A 16,538-nucleotide genomic window follows, 5' to 3' on the forward strand; every position below is an offset into this window, starting at 1 on the left:
GGATTATCAACTAATATAGTTCCAGATGCTTTTTTTCTTTGTAATTTCAATGAAAACTGCTTTTAAAGTAGCGTGTTCAGTTTTTTGTAACGGAGCATCTTCTTTTAAAATTTTCATTGCATAATTTCTGGCCAATGACAAAATATCGCGATCGCGAACAATATCGGCAATTTGAAGATTTAATACACCGCTTTGCTGAGTTCCCATTAAATCGCCCGGCCCACGAAGTTTAAGATCAACTTCGGCAATTTCGAATCCATCATTGGTTTGTACCATAGTTTCCATTCGGGTTTTGCTATCGGAACTTAATTTATGGCTTGTCATCAAAATACAATAACTTTGTTCGGCTCCTCGCCCTACACGGCCTCGTAATTGGTGTAGTTGTGATAATCCAAAGCGTTCGGCACTTTCGATAATCATAACACTTGCATTTGGAACATTTACACCAACTTCTATTACCGTTGTTGCTACCATGATATTAGTTTTTCCTTCAGAAAAGCGTTTCATTTCGGCATCTTTATCGGCTGGTTTCATTTTACCATGCAAAATAGAAATTGAATACTGAGGAAGCGGAAAATCGCGTGAAATACTTTCGTAACCATCCATCAGATCTTTGTAATCCATTTTTTCTGATTCCTGAATCAGTGGATACACGATATAAATTTGTCTTCCTTTTGCAATTTCGTCACGAAGAAATTTCCATACTTTTAATCTGTTGCTGTCAAATCGATGAACCGTCTGGATTGGTTTTCTTCCCGGAGGTAATTCATCAATTACAGAGATGTCTAAGTCGCCATACAGACTCATCGCTAAAGTTCGGGGAATAGGAGTGGCAGTCATAACCAAAACGTGTGGCGGAATTTCATTTTTCTTCCATAATTTTGATCGTTGCTCAACACCAAAACGATGCTGCTCATCAATAACCGCTAATCCTAAATTGTGAAATTTTACCTTATCTTCCAGCAAAGCATGAGTGCCGATCAAAATGTGTAAATTGCCATTTTCAAGCTCTTCATGAATAATTTTTCTTGCTGAAGTTTTAGTTGAACCGGTTAGTATTTTAATATTAATGTTTAATGTTTTAGCTAATTCAGATAAACCAATGAAATGCTGGTTGGCAAGAATTTCAGTAGGAGCCATCAAACAGGCCTGAAAGCTATTATCAATTGCCAAAAGCATACTCATAAACGCAACAATAGTTTTTCCTGACCCAACATCTCCTTGTAAAAGTCTATTCATTTGAGCATTACTGCCCATATCGGAACGAATTTCTTTTACAACTCTTTTTTGTGCATTTGTGAGTTCAAAAGGTAAATGATTTTGATAAAATTCATTAAAATAAGTACCAACTTTTGTAAAGGGATGTCCTTTTATCTTGTGCTTCCGAATTAGATTTTTGGTTATTAATTGTAACTGAATGAAAAATAATTCCTCAAATTTTAAGCGAAACTGTGCTTTCGCCAAAGCATCTGTACTTTTAGGGAAATGGATATTGAATAAGGCTGCTTTTTTAGAAATTAATTTTAATTCTTCAATTAAGTAAGAGGGAAAAGTTTCAGTAAATAAAACTTGCGTTTCGATGAAAAGCTGTTCCATCAGTTTGTTAATAGTCCTGTTTGAAATACCTCGGTTTGACAAGGTTTCCGTTGAAGGATAAACTGGTTGCATAGCTGAACGAAGGCTTTTTTCGTGCTCAGCAAATAATTCAATTTCAGGATGTGCCATACTAAACTGGCTTCCATACAAAGAACATTTTCCAAAAATGACACATATTTCATTTAGTTTTAAACTCTCTCTAATCCATTTGTGCCCCTGAAACCAATTAAGTTCAATTTGTCCAGTGTCATCCACAAAAGTCGCTACCAGACGTTTTTTGTTTTTTGCAAATTCTACCGTTTTTATATTGATGATTTTTCCAATAATCTGAACTTCAGTACCAGTATTTTGAAGCTCATTTATTTTGTAATAACGTGTCCTGTCAATGTATCTGTTTGGAAAAAAATTAACTAAATCTCCATATTTATGAATTCCTAATTCCTTACGAAGCAACTGACCACGACTAGGGCCAACGCCTTTTAAGTATTCGATTGGGGTATCAAGGAGATTATTGGACATTGTTTTTTATACGGTTAGATTTTAGAATTTTCAATTGATAGAATGCAGAGAACAGTTGATATATTTGGTCTGTTTTCTTTGTATAATATATTTTTCTTTTCTTAAGCGAAGATAGATTTTAATTAGGAAATTTAAAAACAGGAAGATTTGAACTCAATAAATATTTTTATAAAAATAAATAAGAATTTTCTTTTTATAAAAAATATATAGTAATCTTGTACTGTAAATATTAAACTATCAAATAACCAAATTTTAGTAACCGCAGAGAAAATGAAATCAAAACTATTTTTTTTTATATTCCTTATAGTAATAGGGATAAATTATAAAATGATAGCGCAAACTCCAATTGTGTCTATTGAATCTAAAACAAATGATGACAAAAGTATTGACTTATCATATACAAAAGACAAACCTGGGACATATACAATAAGTTTAGAATTTACCAATGTAGAGAACTGCGATATAAGCAATTATAAAACAGAAGTTAGGGGGTACTCCGGTAACTTGTATAGATTAAGACCTCTCGATAAAAGTAGAGGAATTAGATATTCTATGCGATATTATACCGTTATGGGAGAACTTAATCCGAAGATTGATACTTTGTTTCGTTATACACTTCCTTTTAAAAATGGAAAAAAAGTAAAAATTTATGAAGCTGGAAATATAGGAGAAAAATATTTGGGACAGGAGAAAGCTTTAAATTGGAAGTCTTATGTAGTTCATTCAGAAAAACCAGATACGATCTGTAGTATGAGAAAAGGAATTGTAGTACAGGTAAAAAATGAATATGATGATAATTCATCGACCAATGCCCATTATACCAGCATGAGAAATTCAGTAGTTGTTGAGCATGCAGATGGAACTTTTGCAGAATATAAGGGTTTTAAAAAGAATGGAATTTTTGTAAAATTAGGAGAAACAATTTATCCACAAACAGAATTAGGAATAACCGAAAAGTATGATTTAAAATCCTACCGACTTGATTTTTCAGTTTACTATTTATCTGATATCGCTTTGAAAGAAAACCGAAATCAGACATTAAAAGGATATAAAAGCAATTATAAATATTTGATGCCTAATTTTGTTACACAAGATGGTGAAAATACAATTGAATCTAAAAAAGAATATATAACCTCTGTAAATGAAGCCATTATAACACAAGAATTTTCACGTTCAGAAAAGAAAAAATATGCTAAAGAGCATGCATCTGCTAAATGATGCAAAAATTTAAAATTTCTAAATCTGATTTAAGTTTTAGAAAACAATATCTTTGAAGTATTAAAAAGATAAAATTAATGACAACTCACTTAGCACTTTTACGAGGAATCAACGTTTCAGGTCATAATATAATGAAAATGGAAGCATTAAAGACAATGCTCGAAAATATAGGTTTTACCAACGTTAGAACTTATCTCCAATCCGGAAATGTTTTTGTAGATACGGAAGAAGAAAATGCATCGAAAATAGGATTCATGATCAAACAGGAAATTTTTAAGGTGTTTGGACATGAAGTCCCCGTGGTTGTTATTACAAAAGAAGATTTGGAGTTGTGTTTTAAAAATAGTCCTTATTTGAAAGAAAAAGATGTTGATACAAAAAAGCTATACGTTGCATTTGTCTCTATTGCTTTAAAAAGTGAAAATATAAATGATTTAAAAATAAGTCAGTTTAAACCTGACGAAGCCAGCATTGATGGTAACAGAATATTTATCAAATATGCAGTTGGGGCCGGGAAAACAAGATTTGACCAAAAGTACATTGAGAAAAAACTAAACGTAACAGCAACAATCAGAAACTGGAATACAGTAACTAATTTGCTGAAAATGTATTCTGAATAACAAATAAATAAAAAAGCAGAATCCAATTAATGAATTCTGCTTTTTTATTATTGTTTATGTCTTTTTAAATTCTGAATATTCCTCCAAAAGCAATAATTCGCTGAAAGAAGAAAAAGTCTTGAAAAGCACTATCGTCATTACTTGCCGTAGTTTTGATATCCTGCATGTTAATGTAGCCGCCTTTAAGTTCTCCCTGTACATAAAAATGTTTGAAAAAGGTAATATTAATACCCGCTTTTGCAGAAACTCCATAACCGGAAACATGAAAATCATCGTGACGTTCTTTTCCTAAAAGCATTGTATTTGTTTTAGGGTATAAAATTCCACCACCCAGGCCTTCAGTTAGATTGATTTGAACTTTGTCTGTATTTGGCAGATGAAACAATTTTGAAATATCATCAAATCTAGAAACTTCTGTGTTTACATAATTTAAACCATCCGTATGTTCATAAGTTAAAAACGTTTCATCAGTAAAGTCTACAGGTGTGTTGTTATAAGTAGTGTTGTCATACTGGGAACCAGTATTATTAATATAACCGGTGACATTTGCTATTTGATTTTGGTTCATTACATATTTCATGTGATCAACTCCAATGGTTACACTGTAATGATCACTAAAAAAATAACCCAATCTCAAATTAGTTTGAGGAATAGTCATTCGGGATGGATTAACATAATCAACATGCCATCCTTTTGGTTTATCATGTGCAGACATATCATGAACCGTGAATTCATAATCTTTTCCTCTGAAGGTTACATCAGATTTAGAGTAACTTTCTCTGTTACCGCCCCATGAAAAAAAGAACTTTCCTTTGTTATGTGCTGTATATTTATCTTGTATTGCAATTTCATCCTGAGCAAATGTATTTACAGCAAAACACATTAAAAAGAAAGGCAAGAATAAAAAATTATTTTTCAACGAACTAAAATTGTATAAAAGTTAAAATGAATTTACTGTTGTTCTAATGGCAACTAATTTGGTCATTAATCCTTCAAAATAATCTAAATGAAGCATATTGGCACCATCACTTTTAGCATTTGCAGGATCAAAATGAGTTTCGATAAAAATACCGTCAACACCCACAGCAATACCGGCTTTGGCAACAGTTTCAATCATATCGGGTCTACCTCCCGTAACACCGGCAGTTTGATTTGGCTGTTGCAATGAATGTGTTACATCCAAAACTGTGGTTGCATATTGCTGCATAGTAGGTATTCCTCTATAATCAACAATCATATCCTGATAACCAAACATAGTACCACGGTCTGTAACCATAACATTTTCATTATTACAATCCAGTACCTTTTGTACAGCATGCTTCATGCTTTCAGGACTCATAAATTGTCCTTTTTTAAGGTTAACTACTTTTCCTGTATTTGCTGCAGCGACAACAAGATCAGTTTGACGAACCAAAAAGGCAGGGATCTGCAAAACATCTACATATTGTGCAGCCATATCAGCGTCTTCGTTAGTATGAATGTCTGTTACAGTTGGAATGTGAAAAGTTTCAGAAACTTTTCGTAAAATTTTTAGAGCTTTTTCATCACCAATTCCGGAGAAACTGTCAATTCTTGAACGATTGGCTTTTTTAAACGATCCTTTAAAGACATAAGGAATTTGAAGTTTGTTGGTAATACCAACTAATTTTTCGGCAATTCTGAGAGCCATTTCTTCTCCTTCTATAGCGCAGGGACCTGCCAACAAAAAGAAGTTTCCACTTTCAGTGTGCTTAATTTGTGGAATATGTTGTATGTTCATAATATCAATTTTTTGACAGTGCAAAGGTAGTTATGATTTACGATTTAAGGTCTAAGAATTATGTTTTTTTTAAGAAGCTATTCCTGCTATCCATTATAATATATTTCTCGAAACATTTTTTTTCTAAATTCTTGCAGGATTTTCCTCTGGTCGTTCTGCGAAAACAAGAAAAAATAAGTTTTCTCAAAATATGATTTCCATTTTTATCAATGCTAGAGGCTTAGTGGTATAGCAATTTAGTTATAGATAATTTTCTAAAATTCAAAAAGTTAATAGATGTTTTAGTAAGAATAGTTATTGGATTTTATTATTTTAGCATTATAACAATTTTATTGAAAATTATGCAATGGATTCTTTTTAAAAAACTTTGGAAACGTACATTAGATACTCAATCTCTTACTGATAATTCTACATGGAACGAAGAAATGGAAATGTTATATAGATTAGGCATCAGTATGGAAGAAACGCTTCAATATTTATATTCAAAAAAACCTGATTTCGAGTCTTTTAAAAACTGGATCTTGGAAAATAAAAATGAAATAAAAACCATAAAATCAGTTGACTCTGAGAATGTTCTTTCAAAAGAGGATCTTGATTTTTGGGATGAAAATGGATATATAATAGTAAAGAATGCAATTCCAATATCTGATTGTGTGGAAACACAAAAAGCTATTTGGAATTTTCTGGAAATGAATCCTGATGCGAGAGAAACATGGTATAAAGGACATTCAGAATTAAAAGGACTTATGCTTAATTTTTTTAATCATCCCACTTTAAATAAGAACAGATCATCTTTACGAATACAAAAAGCTTATGAACAGCTTTATAAAACAACAAATATTTATAAAACAATAGATAAAGTAAGTTTTAATCCTCCTGAATCAAAACACTTTAAATTTTTAGGAAGCCCGCTTCATTGGGATGTTAGTTTAAAATTGCCGATACCTTTTGGATTACAAGGTCTTTTATATCTTACAGATTGTGACGAAACGGAAGGCGCATTCCATTGTGTGCCTGGATTTCATAGAAAAATAGAGCAGTGGCTCGGAGAGTTAAAACCAACGGATAATCCAAGGGTCGTAGCCGAAGAAAAACTAAAGCCGGTTGCTGTAACTGGAAACGCAGGTGATTTTATTATTTGGCATAAAGCTTTGCCTCATTGTGCTACTCCTAATCTTGGTTCATTGCCAAGAATGGTACAGTATCTTACATATCTTCCTGATGGTTACAAAGAAGTTTCGGAATGGATTTAGTAAAAGAAAAAGCCCTGAATTTCAGAGCTTTTTTATGTAAAGGAAATATTTTTTGGCTCTATATTCTACTAATTGAAAGTCTTTAGCAAAAAATAGCTTTTTGGGTAAATTATTTTTTTTGCTGACCTGGAGCATATGCTTTTGCACTTTTACTTCCTGACATTTTCTTTGCTTGTCCTGGTGGTACTTTCTTTGAACTGTTATTAGAATGTGAATGCTGATGATGTACAGTACAGCTTAACATGCTAACAATTATAAATAAAACTACCATTATAATTACAACAAATTTTGTGTATTTTGAATTTTTCATAAAAATGTTTTTGGTTTGGTATTGCAAATATAGTAGTAAAAAGCACATGTGTTTGGTTTATGAATTTGTTTAAATTCATTATAAACAAAAAAGCTCTGGATTTCCAGAGCTTTTTAATATATACAGAAAAATTATTCTTCTTTCATTGTGTGATAAACGTTCATTACGTCATCATCTTCTTCTATTTTTTCGATTAGTTTTTCCACATCAGCAATTTGGGCTTCTGTTAATTCTTTGGTAATTTGAGGAATACGCTCAAAACCAGAAGATAAAATTTCTAAACCTCTGTTTTCTAATTCTTTCTGCAAAGCTCCAAAACTTCCAAAAGGAGCATAAATTAAAATTCCGTCTTCATCTTCAAAAACCTCTTCGGCACCAAAATCTATTAACTCTAATTCTAATTCTTCCGGATCAAGATTTCCCTTTGCAACCCGGAAATTGCAAGTGTGATCAAACATGAATTCAACGGATCCCTGGGTTCCCATTGTACCGTTGCATTTGTTGAAATAGCTACGAATATTGGCAACTGTTCTATTGTTATTGTCAGATGCAGTTTCAATTAAAATTGCAATTCCGTGAGGCGCATATCCCTCAAACAAAATTTCTTTATAGTTGGCAGTATCTTTATTGCTTGCATTTTTTATAGCGCGCTCCACATTGTCCTTAGGCATGTTAGCTGCTTTTGCGTTTTGTATTACAGCTCTTAATCTGGAGTTGGCATCCGGATTTGGACCACCTTCTTTAACAGCCATAACAATATCTTTACCAATTCGGGTAAATGTTTTGGCCATTGCTGACCAACGTTTCATTTTTCTTCCTTTTCTAAATTCGAACGCTCTTCCCATTACTGATTTTTTATTTTGAGATGCAAAAATACAGTTATTCCTTATTTTTCCAAAATCAAAACTCTATTCTTTTTTAAATTATGTTATATCTTAAAGAAAAGGCTAAAAGTTTGGGTTGAGTTATTTTTCTTATTTAAATGATTAAAATAGATTAAAATTGTATTTTGTAGCGGAAGGCTGAATTTATTTTGAATTATTAAATTCATTAATAATATTTACAGCTTCGTTTAAGTAAGGATTTGTTTTGAGATTATCAATTTGATATTGATTGATTGTTTTTTCGGCAGGATAAACACCTAATAAAAACTGATTGACTGTTGAATTATAAACATCCAACGGATTGTTATCATCCTTAAAAGTATTAATTTCTGTCCATAATTTATTTCTAATGGTTTTTTGTTCAAAAATCGAATCGAGTGTCATTGGGACTTCTGATTTTGGGACATTTATCATTTTGTCAATTTTTGAATTGATTTCTTTGATTTCTTTAAAATAAAAATTATCGGCCAGTCTTGCTGAGCTGTTTTTCGCAATTTTATCAATTAAAGCTCTTTTTACATACGGTCTGTATTTTAATGACGGGGTAATACTGTCGTTTTTTATTGCAGTTGGAAAATTACTTTCTTTTTGGTAAACATTTTCATAAAATTCCGGAAGTACAACATCTGGTGTAACTCCTATATTTTGATGGCTTTTTCCCGTAATCCTGTAAAATTTATTAATGCTGATTTTTAAAAAATCTGTAGTCGTATTTTCATCAAGTGGAATAATGGTTTGCATTGTGGCTTTTCCTAGTGTATTGCTTCCTAACAATAAAGCACGGTTGTAGTCCTGTAATATTGAAGCAAAGAATTCGCTGGCAGAGGCTGTGTTGCTGTTTACTAAAACTACGATAGGACCTTTGTATATAAGACCTTTGTAGGGATCATCAATTACGGATCTGTTCTGTTTATTATCTATAACTATTGAAATTGGCCCGTAATCAATAAACATTCCGGACAATCTTATGGCTTCTTCCATAGAGCCTCCGCCATTATTAATTAAATCGATTACAAGACCTTTTATATTATCTCTTTCAAGTTTTATAATTTCGCGGGCAACGTCATCAGCACATCCTTTTCTTTCATTTTGATTCAGATCTGCGTAAAAACTTGGAATTTTAAGATAACCAATTTTACTGTTTTTGCCTATAACGAAACTATAAACAGAATTATCCTCGTCTTTCATGATTTGTTTCTCGATATAAACCTCAAAATTTTTGCCTGAATTTCGCTTTAAAGTAAGTGTAATATTTTTATTTGACTCAGATGAAATCATAGTAGAAACTGATTCTAATGAGGCACATGAAACCTGTAAAGTGTCTTTTTGATTGGAAATTGAAACGATCTGATCTCCCTTTTTAATTTGTCCTGTTTGAAAAGCCGGGCCATTTGGGTCTAATTCTTCAATAATGATTTCATTTTTTTCATTCAGTTTTAAGCTCATTCCCAAAGAAAAATGTTCTTTTGAAAGTGAGGCTACAAAACTGGATTTTGAATCATCACTAAAGTAGGCAGTGTGAGGATCAAAATAAGTACAGAAAAAGTTATAAAGGTTTTCCTGTTGTGTGTCTTTTCTTTCTAAGAGAGTGTTGATTCTGCAAATTTCGTTGGATAAAACAGTGGTTCTTGATTGTAATTCAATCGATTTAAAATTTAATTTTATAGAATCGAGATCATTACTTGTTTCAGTGATGTTATCCAAAATTTGATAGCGGATTTTTTTTTGCCAGACTTTTTCCAGATCCTCTTTTTTTAGATAAAACGTAAATGCTTTTTTGTAAAACCGGATAGTATCTTTTTTATTGTAATCAATTGGTCCGGCTTGAATTTTCTCTAAAACAGTTTTCGTTCGTAAAAGTCCATTTGTGTATTTAGCATTGATATCAGATAAAAAATTGCAATCTCCTTTTAAGACTAAATCGTCTAAATTTAATCTGTATTTTTTGGAGAGCTCGTCATATTCTGATTTCAAAAAAATATTTCTGGAAGGATCTAATTCATCCATTAGATTGTCAAAAACATATACAGATAAACTATCATCCACAGGCTTTGGTCTAATGTGTTCACTTTGAATTAGTGTATTTATTTTGGTAAGTATTTCGCACGTTTGACCGCTATTTTGACTAAATAGAATGTTCGTTGTAAGCAGAAATATCGATAATACTTTTTTCATATTTGTGAATCTTAGATTAAATTTACGTTTAATTTTTTTATAAACTGTTACATTTTTTCTAAATATTCCTAATATCAAAGCTATGTATTTTAGTAGAAAATGATTTACAAAATAGGCTGAAATCATTTTATCGATAAATTTAAAACAAAAAAATGCACTACAATTAAGTAATGCATTTTAAGTTATCGATAAGATTTAATTATTTCTTATAAAAAGGTAATTTTACAACTTTAGCAGCAACATCATTTTTTCTGATTCGGATAAAAATATCGCTGTCAATTGCGCTATGATTTACAGTCACATATCCCATGCCAATTCCTTTATTCATTGATGGTGACATAGTTCCGGAGGTAACAATACCAATTACAGCACCGGTAGCATCTACAATTTCGTAATCATGTCTTGGAACAGCGCGTTCCTGCATTTCAAAAGCTACCAGTTTTTTAGAAACGCCTTCTTCTTTTTGCTTCTTCAGGCTTTCTGAGTTTGTAAAATCTTTATTGAATTTTGTAATCCATCCTAAGCCTGCTTCAAGAGGAGATGTTGTATCATTAATATCGTTTCCGTACAAACAAAATCCCATTTCAAGACGTAAAGTATCACGGGCAGCAAGTCCAATTGGTTTGATACCAAAAGAAGCTCCGGCTTCAAAAACTTTATTCCAAACCTGTTCAGCTTCACTATTTTTACAGTAAATTTCAAATCCTCCGGAACCTGTGTAGCCGGTAGCAGATATGATTACATGTTCAATTCCTGCAAAATCAGCCACTTCAAAATGATAATATTCAATTGCTGACAAATCTATTGAAGACAAAGATTGCATAGCTTCAACCGCTTTTGGGCCCTGAATTGCCAATAATGAATAATCATCTGAAAGATTTTTCATGTCAACCCCTAAATCATTATGTGATGAAATCCAGTTCCAGTCTTTCTCAATATTTGAAGCATTAACAACTAATAAGTATTGTTCTTCTTTCATTTTATAAACAATCAAATCGTCTACAATTCCACCTTCATTATTAGGTAAACAAGAGTATTGTGCTCTCCCAATTGTAAGTGTAGCAGCATCATTTGAAGTCACTTTCTGAATTAGAGCCAAAGCGTTCGGGCCTGTTAATAAAAACTCTCCCATGTGCGAAACGTCAAAAACGCCCACACTGTTACGAACCGTTTCGTGTTCAGCATTTACACCTTCGTACGTAATTGGCATATTATAACCTGCAAAAGGCAGCATTTTTGCTCCTAAACCTTCATGTATGTGCGTAAGCGCAGTATTTTTCATTGTATTGTTTTATAAAAATTGAGTTGCAAATTTATTTAAAAAATATCTAAAATAAGGAGTCTAAATTATAAATTTCGCAATGATTAGGAGCTGTTTCCTGTTATTCGCTATATCTTTTTGTTTTTAAAGAAAAAACAAAAAGGATGCCGCTACTACCAGGGCTAGGGCTCTATGCTTATAATAATCATTCTTGTATTCAGTTTTTATGTAACTTTAAATATAAAATTACCTAAATGAAAACTTCCTATTTAATTACAAAAGAAGAAATTCTCAAATTTTACAAACCTGTAAATTCATTAACACACAAAGGACTTCAGGGACATGGAGTTATCATTGCCGGAAGTTATGGTAAAATAGGGGCAGCAGTTCTGGCTTCGAAATCGTGTATCAAATCTGGCTGTGGACTTGTGACGACTTTTATACCAAAGTGTGGTTATCAAATCCTGCAGATTTCAAATCCTGAAGTTATGGTTCTCACTGATGAGAATACAAATTTTATCACTCAGATAAATTTGACTTTTATTCCGCAAGCAATTGGAATCGGACCCGGAATAGGGAAGGAGCTGGCTACACAAAAGGGTTTGTTTGAATTTTTGAGAGTAAATAAATCACCTTTGGTTCTTGACGCAGATGCTTTGAATATTTTATCAGAAAACCAGCCCTGGCTTGAACTGATTCCTGAGAAAACAATTTTAACGCCACATCAAAAGGAGTTAGAGCGTTTAATAGGTAAATGGGACTCCGAATCTCATAAATTTCAAAAAACAATCGCTTTTTCAGAACAATATAACGTTATTATAGTGATGAAAGGAGCACCCACTTTTATTATAAATGAAACTACAGTCTATAAAAACACAACCGGAAATGCTGCTTTGGCAACGGCGGGAAGCGGAGATGTACTAACCGGAATTATTACCAGTTTGCTTGCTCAAAGTTATCAGCCCCTTGAGGCAGCACAATTGGGTGTTTTTCTTCACGGATTGACGGCTGATATTGCTTTACCCCAAACAGGCTATCAATCTTTTATTGCCTCGGATATTATTAAAAATCTTGGAAAAGTTTTTTTGAGTCTTGAATATTGAAATTAATTGGCAGTCAAATAGATATGCAAAAAAAAGCAATACTCATCATATTGCTTTATTATAGATAAAAGCTAATTGAAAGCTTTTTTAATTCGGTCCAAATCACGTTTCGTGTCCTGTTCTTTCAGGGATTCACGTTTATCGTAATTTTTCTTTCCTTTACAAAGGCCAATTTGTAGTTTGGCAAGTCCTTTTTCATTTGTAAATAATTTTAGCGGTACTATGGTCAATCCTTTTGCCTGAACACTTTTTTGAAGATTCTTTAACTCTTTCCTGTTCAATAGCAATTTTCTCTCACTTCTTGATTTATGATTGAATTGATTTCCAAAGGCATATTCTTCGATATAGGTATTAATGGCAAAAAGCTCATTATTACTAAACTCACAAAAGCTTTCGGTAATATTGGCCTTTCCTAATCGAATGGATTTAATTTCAGTTCCGGCCAAAACAATTCCGGCAGTGTAGGTGTCGATTATTTCATAATCAAACCTGGCTCTTTTATTAAGTATATTGACAGTTTTTAACATAGGAAGACAAATTTAAGAACAAATATATGAAAGAGCAATTGTTTTTGCAGAAATGATATAAATTTGCAGAATGGAAAATCAAAAATCAAAAGATCCTTTACATGGAGTTACACTTCAAGCGATAGTAGAAAAATTAGTTTATTATTATGGGTTTGATACTTTGGGTGAATTAATTTCGATAAAATGCTTTACTGAAAACCCCAGTATAAAATCAAGTTTGACTTTTTTAAGAAAGACAGATTGGGCTAGAAAAAAGGTAGAAGAATTATATGTGAAATCACTATCTAAGTTTCCTGAAAATTAATTTATTTTGTAGGAGATCATAATTCCCCCTCCGTAAGGAAGCCATTCACCACTTTTATTCCAATTTTTTATGTTTTCATAACTTCCGGGCGTTCCATCATTATAATGACCTTTATAAAAGCCGTGATGCCAGCCTCCTCTAATAAAAAGATCTAATAAAAATTTATCATTTAGTTTTTTATTGTAACCAATTGTGGCTCCAATTCTGTATCCCATTCCTGTTTCGTAATAATTAGGATTTTTATTCCAATACGTCCATTTTTGAAGCTCATAAGTATCGAATCCTGCATTGAATCCTGTATAAAAACCATTATATTTTTCTTTAAAATGATAACGTATTTCTGGAGTGAAAGTATAAAACTTCATTGGTTTTTTGCCATCAACTGATTCCCAAAACGAAGCCATTACATCAAAGTTAAAAGTAGTTTTTTCTCCAATACAGGTTTCTACTCCTAAATTTGGAACAAGAGCAAGTGCTGTAAAAACATTAAATTTTACATATGTTTGACTTTGTACACTACCAGAAAATATAAAAACAATTATAAAAAGTATTTTTTTCATGCTTAAAAGTTTGAAACAGGAAAATTATCTTGTTTTGCCTGTAAATATAATGGAATTTAATAATGATAATTATATTTTTTTAAGCATTCATTATTAATGAAATTTTAATTATTCAATAGTGAATAAATTACCTTATCCAGAAATTTTCCTTCATAAAAGTCAGATTCTTTAAAATGAGCTTCTTTGACGAAATTGCATTTTTGTAAAACCTTTTCAGATGCAAAATTCTCAGGATCAATTACGGCTTCAATAGAGTGTAGTCTTAAATCGTTAAACCCAAAAGTAATTAATCGTTGTACAGCTTCAGTAATAATTCCTTTTCCATGAAAATCAGGAAGTAACATATAACCTATTTCGGCTCGGTAATTTTCAGGCTGCATTCTGTAATAGCCAATAATACCAAGAAGTTTAGAGTTTGACTTTAAAGTAATTCCCCAATTAATGCCGGTATTTGTTACTATTTTTTCTTCAATCATTGCAATATGTTCGAGCGCGTCTTCACTAGATTTTACTAGAGGTCTGGGAATGTATTTCATTGTTTCCGGATTAGAACGTAATTCAAAAACTTCATTTACATCGTCGTTTGTAATTCGTCTTAAAATCAAACGATCTGTTTCTATAACCGGAAACGGAGTAAAATTAAAATTCAGCATATTCAGTGATATTATAAAAAATAAATAGAACTATAACTCGCTCAACTCATTATTATTTCTTTTAAAAAAAGAAATTTGCATAAATAATGATAATAAGATCGTTAGGATTGCACCAATAAAATTCAACCATAAGTAACCTAATTTTTCTTCACCACTAGGATAAATATATATCATAAAGTAATAAATGACGAAAATAGTAAACTGGCTAATAATTGCACTATAGAACATTGGTTTTGCCTGAACCCTTCGCAGATAAAATCCAACCAAAAAGATTCCCAGAACCGTACCATAAAAAATAGAACCAATTATGTTAACCAACTGAATTAAATTCTCAAATAAAGTACCTACACAAGCAAAAAGGATAGCAACAATTCCCCAAAAAAGTGTGAAGAATTTGGTTGCATTAAGATAATGCTTTTCTGACTTCTCTTCTTTGAGATTTCTCTTATAGATATCAATTGCAGTAGTTGAGGCCAAAGCATTTAAACCTGAAGCTGTTGAAGACATCGCTGCCGAAATAATTACAGCAAGCAGTAATCCAATAAGTCCTTTTGGCAAATAATGTAAAATGAAATGAAAAAACACATAATCTTTATCATTGGTTTCGCTATTGCTATCAGCTTTAGAAATCAATTCTTTCGCCCGGTCTCGCAGATCTTTTTCCTTGTTGGATAATGTGACTAATTCTTTTCGAAGAATAGGATTGTCATAATCCTGGTTTAATTGCTCAATATACAAAAGATTGATTACTTTTTTATCTTCAGACAGCTTATTCAATTTGATTTCCAAAGCATGATATTGCTCTTTAAAAACAGATTTTTCAATAACAATTTTATTATTCGGATTAAAGTTTAAGGGAACAGGATTGAATTGAAAAAACACAAATACCATGACTCCCGTTAGCAGAATAAAAAATTGCATAGGAACTTTTAAAAGACCGTTCATAATTAATCCCATTTGGCTCTCCTTAACAGATTTTCCAGATAAGTAACGGCCAACTTGTGATTGATCAGTGCCAAAGTAGGCAAGCATAAGGAAAAAACCACCTGTGATTCCGCTCCAAAAAGTATATCTTTCTTCAGGATCAAAAGAAAAATCTACAATATTCATTTTGTCATTGGCACCGGCTATATGCATGGCACTTGAAAAAGTCATATCCTGTGGCAAATAATGTAGAATTAGAAAAAAAGTGATAAACATTCCGGACATAATAACAAACATTTGCTGCTTTTGAGTCACGTTTACAGCTTTTGTACCTCCTGAGAAAGTGTAAATGATAACCAGAACACCAATAATAATGTTCATGAAAGTTAAATTCCAGCCTAACAGAGTTGATAATATAATTGCAGGAGCATAAATAGTTAGGCCAGTTCCTAATCCTCTTTGGACTAAAAAAAGAATAGCAGCTAACGAACGGGTTTTTACATCAAATCGTTTTTCTAGAAATTCATAAGCGGTAAACACTTTGTTTTTATGGTATAATGGAATAAATGTCAAACAAATAACAATCATAGCAATAGGCAATCCAAAATAAAACTGCACAAAACCCATTCCGTCATGATAAGCCTGTCCTGGTGTAGACAAAAAAGTAATGGCACTTGCCTGTGTCGCCATTACCGAAAGTCCTACAGTATACCACGGTGTTTCGTTATTCCCTAAAATAAAGTCTTCGACATTTTTGCTTCCTTTGGTTTTCCAGGATCCATATCCTACAATAAATAAAAGGGTAACAATGAGTACAATCCAGTCAAATAGCTGCATAAGTTATGAGTATAATTGCATGATTAAGAAAAAAA

At 32.0% G+C, this 16,538-nt stretch carries 16 protein-coding genes; 5 read left to right on the forward strand and 11 right to left on the reverse strand.

From position 1 onward, the window contains the following. Positions 1 to 6: 6 nt before the first annotated feature. Positions 7 to 2,115 carry an ATP-dependent DNA helicase RecG gene (gene recG / locus JE46_RS01345; protein WP_031453454.1) on the reverse strand — a complete coding sequence of 703 codons (2,109 nt, stop codon included), beginning with the start codon at positions 2,113 to 2,115 and terminating at the stop codon, positions 7 to 9. Positions 2,116 to 2,442: 327 nt separating this feature from the next. On the opposite strand from recG, the gene JE46_RS01350 reads away from it, so the two are divergent. Both JE46_RS01350 and JE46_RS01355 read left to right on the forward strand, forming a co-directional pair. Then, positions 2,443 to 3,333, forward strand: a complete 891-nt coding sequence (locus tag JE46_RS01350; protein ID WP_051872785.1) for a hypothetical protein — start codon at positions 2,443 to 2,445, stop codon at positions 3,331 to 3,333. A gap of 77 nt (positions 3,334 to 3,410) precedes the next feature. Then, positions 3,411 to 3,953: a DUF1697 domain-containing protein gene (locus JE46_RS01355; protein ID WP_031453456.1), complete on the forward strand. Its 543-nt coding sequence runs from the start codon at positions 3,411 to 3,413 to the stop codon at positions 3,951 to 3,953. A 64-nt stretch (positions 3,954 to 4,017) separates the two neighbouring features. On the opposite strand, the gene JE46_RS01360 is transcribed toward JE46_RS01355, so the two are convergent. After that, positions 4,018 to 4,872, reverse strand: a complete 855-nt coding sequence (locus tag JE46_RS01360) for a hypothetical protein (protein ID WP_031453457.1) — start codon at positions 4,870 to 4,872, stop codon at positions 4,018 to 4,020. 21 nt (positions 4,873 to 4,893) lie between these two features. After that, complete coding sequence (kdsA, locus tag JE46_RS01365) at positions 4,894 to 5,712, reverse strand: 3-deoxy-8-phosphooctulonate synthase (protein ID WP_031453458.1); 819 nt, start codon at positions 5,710 to 5,712, stop codon at positions 4,894 to 4,896. Positions 5,713 to 6,053: 341 nt separating this feature from the next. Between kdsA and JE46_RS01370 the strand changes: the two genes are divergently transcribed. Further along, positions 6,054 to 6,965 carry a phytanoyl-CoA dioxygenase family protein gene (locus JE46_RS01370; RefSeq protein WP_031453459.1) on the forward strand — a complete coding sequence of 304 codons (912 nt, stop codon included), beginning with the start codon at positions 6,054 to 6,056 and terminating at the stop codon, positions 6,963 to 6,965. A 109-nt stretch (positions 6,966 to 7,074) separates the two neighbouring features. Here the strand turns inward: JE46_RS01370 and JE46_RS01375 are convergent, their stop codons facing one another. From JE46_RS01375 to gcvT, 4 genes are all read right to left on the reverse strand, one after another. Then, positions 7,075 to 7,275: a hypothetical protein gene (locus JE46_RS01375; protein ID WP_031453460.1), complete on the reverse strand. Its 201-nt coding sequence runs from the start codon at positions 7,273 to 7,275 to the stop codon at positions 7,075 to 7,077. Between the two features lie 131 nt (positions 7,276 to 7,406). After that, entirely contained in the window at positions 7,407 to 8,120 is a 714-nt protein-coding gene (locus JE46_RS01380) for a YebC/PmpR family DNA-binding transcriptional regulator (RefSeq protein ID WP_031453461.1), read from the reverse strand. 183 nt (positions 8,121 to 8,303) lie between these two features. Continuing rightward, the gene (locus tag JE46_RS01385) at positions 8,304 to 10,334 is read right to left on the reverse strand and encodes a S41 family peptidase (RefSeq protein ID WP_031453462.1); all 2,031 of its coding nucleotides are present in this window, start codon (positions 10,332 to 10,334) and stop codon (positions 8,304 to 8,306) included. A 199-nt stretch (positions 10,335 to 10,533) separates the two neighbouring features. After that, complete coding sequence (gene gcvT, locus JE46_RS01390) at positions 10,534 to 11,616, reverse strand: glycine cleavage system aminomethyltransferase GcvT (protein WP_031453463.1); 1,083 nt, start codon at positions 11,614 to 11,616, stop codon at positions 10,534 to 10,536. 233 nt (positions 11,617 to 11,849) lie between these two features. Here gcvT and JE46_RS01395 point away from each other — a divergent pair, with 233 nt between their 5' ends. Beyond that, on the forward strand, positions 11,850 to 12,698 hold the full coding sequence (locus JE46_RS01395; RefSeq protein WP_031453464.1) for an NAD(P)H-hydrate dehydratase: 849 nt from the start codon (positions 11,850 to 11,852) through the stop codon (positions 12,696 to 12,698). 71 nt (positions 12,699 to 12,769) lie between these two features. Here JE46_RS01395 and smpB read toward each other — a convergent pair whose 3' ends face one another. Further along, the gene (gene smpB / locus JE46_RS01400) at positions 12,770 to 13,225 is read right to left on the reverse strand and encodes an SsrA-binding protein SmpB (RefSeq protein ID WP_031453465.1); all 456 of its coding nucleotides are present in this window, start codon (positions 13,223 to 13,225) and stop codon (positions 12,770 to 12,772) included. A gap of 70 nt (positions 13,226 to 13,295) precedes the next feature. Between smpB and JE46_RS01405 the strand changes: the two genes are divergently transcribed. Beyond that, positions 13,296 to 13,529, forward strand: coding sequence for a VF530 family protein (locus tag JE46_RS01405; RefSeq protein ID WP_031453466.1), 234 nt, complete (start codon positions 13,296 to 13,298; stop codon positions 13,527 to 13,529). Here the strand turns inward: JE46_RS01405 and JE46_RS01410 are convergent. From JE46_RS01410 to JE46_RS01420, 3 genes are all read right to left on the reverse strand, one after another. Next, the gene (locus JE46_RS01410) at positions 13,526 to 14,089 is read right to left on the reverse strand and encodes a DUF3575 domain-containing protein (RefSeq protein WP_031453467.1); all 564 of its coding nucleotides are present in this window, start codon (positions 14,087 to 14,089) and stop codon (positions 13,526 to 13,528) included. The two genes, JE46_RS01405 and JE46_RS01410, sit on opposite strands and share 4 nt — an antisense overlap. Positions 14,090 to 14,193: 104 nt before the next feature. Then, a complete protein-coding gene (locus JE46_RS01415; RefSeq protein WP_031453468.1) occupies positions 14,194 to 14,742 on the reverse strand; it encodes a GNAT family N-acetyltransferase in 549 nt (182 codons plus the stop codon). A gap of 30 nt (positions 14,743 to 14,772) precedes the next feature. After that, a complete protein-coding gene (locus JE46_RS01420) occupies positions 14,773 to 16,503 on the reverse strand; it encodes a sodium:solute symporter (protein ID WP_031453469.1) in 1,731 nt (576 codons plus the stop codon). Between the last annotated feature and the right edge of the window lie 35 nt (positions 16,504 to 16,538).

The organism is Flavobacterium chungangense LMG 26729 (assembly GCF_000735715.2).
GTDB classification, from domain to species: domain Bacteria; phylum Bacteroidota; class Bacteroidia; order Flavobacteriales; family Flavobacteriaceae; genus Flavobacterium; species Flavobacterium chungangense.

Bases quoted from the DNA above. Each gene is read 5' to 3' on its own strand.
- recG (WP_031453454.1), bottom strand. From the start codon at position 2,115: ATGTCCAATAATCTCCTTGATACCCCAATCGAATACTTAAAAGGCGTT.
- JE46_RS01350 (WP_051872785.1), top strand. From the start codon at position 2,443: ATGATAGCGCAAACTCCAATTGTGTCTATTGAATCTAAAACAAATGAT.
- JE46_RS01355 (WP_031453456.1), top strand. From the start codon at position 3,411: ATGACAACTCACTTAGCACTTTTACGAGGAATCAACGTTTCAGGTCAT.
- kdsA (WP_031453458.1), bottom strand. From the start codon at position 5,712: ATGAACATACAACATATTCCACAAATTAAGCACACTGAAAGTGGAAAC.
- JE46_RS01370 (WP_031453459.1), top strand. From the start codon at position 6,054: ATGCAATGGATTCTTTTTAAAAAACTTTGGAAACGTACATTAGATACT.
- JE46_RS01375 (WP_031453460.1), bottom strand. From the start codon at position 7,275: ATGAAAAATTCAAAATACACAAAATTTGTTGTAATTATAATGGTAGTT.
- JE46_RS01380 (WP_031453461.1), bottom strand. From the start codon at position 8,120: ATGGGAAGAGCGTTCGAATTTAGAAAAGGAAGAAAAATGAAACGTTGG.
- JE46_RS01385 (WP_031453462.1), bottom strand. From the start codon at position 10,334: ATGAAAAAAGTATTATCGATATTTCTGCTTACAACGAACATTCTATTT.
- gcvT (WP_031453463.1), bottom strand. From the start codon at position 11,616: ATGAAAAATACTGCGCTTACGCACATACATGAAGGTTTAGGAGCAAAA.
- JE46_RS01395 (WP_031453464.1), top strand. From the start codon at position 11,850: ATGAAAACTTCCTATTTAATTACAAAAGAAGAAATTCTCAAATTTTAC.
- smpB (WP_031453465.1), bottom strand. From the start codon at position 13,225: ATGTTAAAAACTGTCAATATACTTAATAAAAGAGCCAGGTTTGATTAT.
- JE46_RS01405 (WP_031453466.1), top strand. From the start codon at position 13,296: ATGGAAAATCAAAAATCAAAAGATCCTTTACATGGAGTTACACTTCAA.
- JE46_RS01410 (WP_031453467.1), bottom strand. From the start codon at position 14,089: ATGAAAAAAATACTTTTTATAATTGTTTTTATATTTTCTGGTAGTGTA.
- JE46_RS01415 (WP_031453468.1), bottom strand. From the start codon at position 14,742: ATGCTGAATTTTAATTTTACTCCGTTTCCGGTTATAGAAACAGATCGT.
- JE46_RS01420 (WP_031453469.1), bottom strand. From the start codon at position 16,503: ATGCAGCTATTTGACTGGATTGTACTCATTGTTACCCTTTTATTTATT.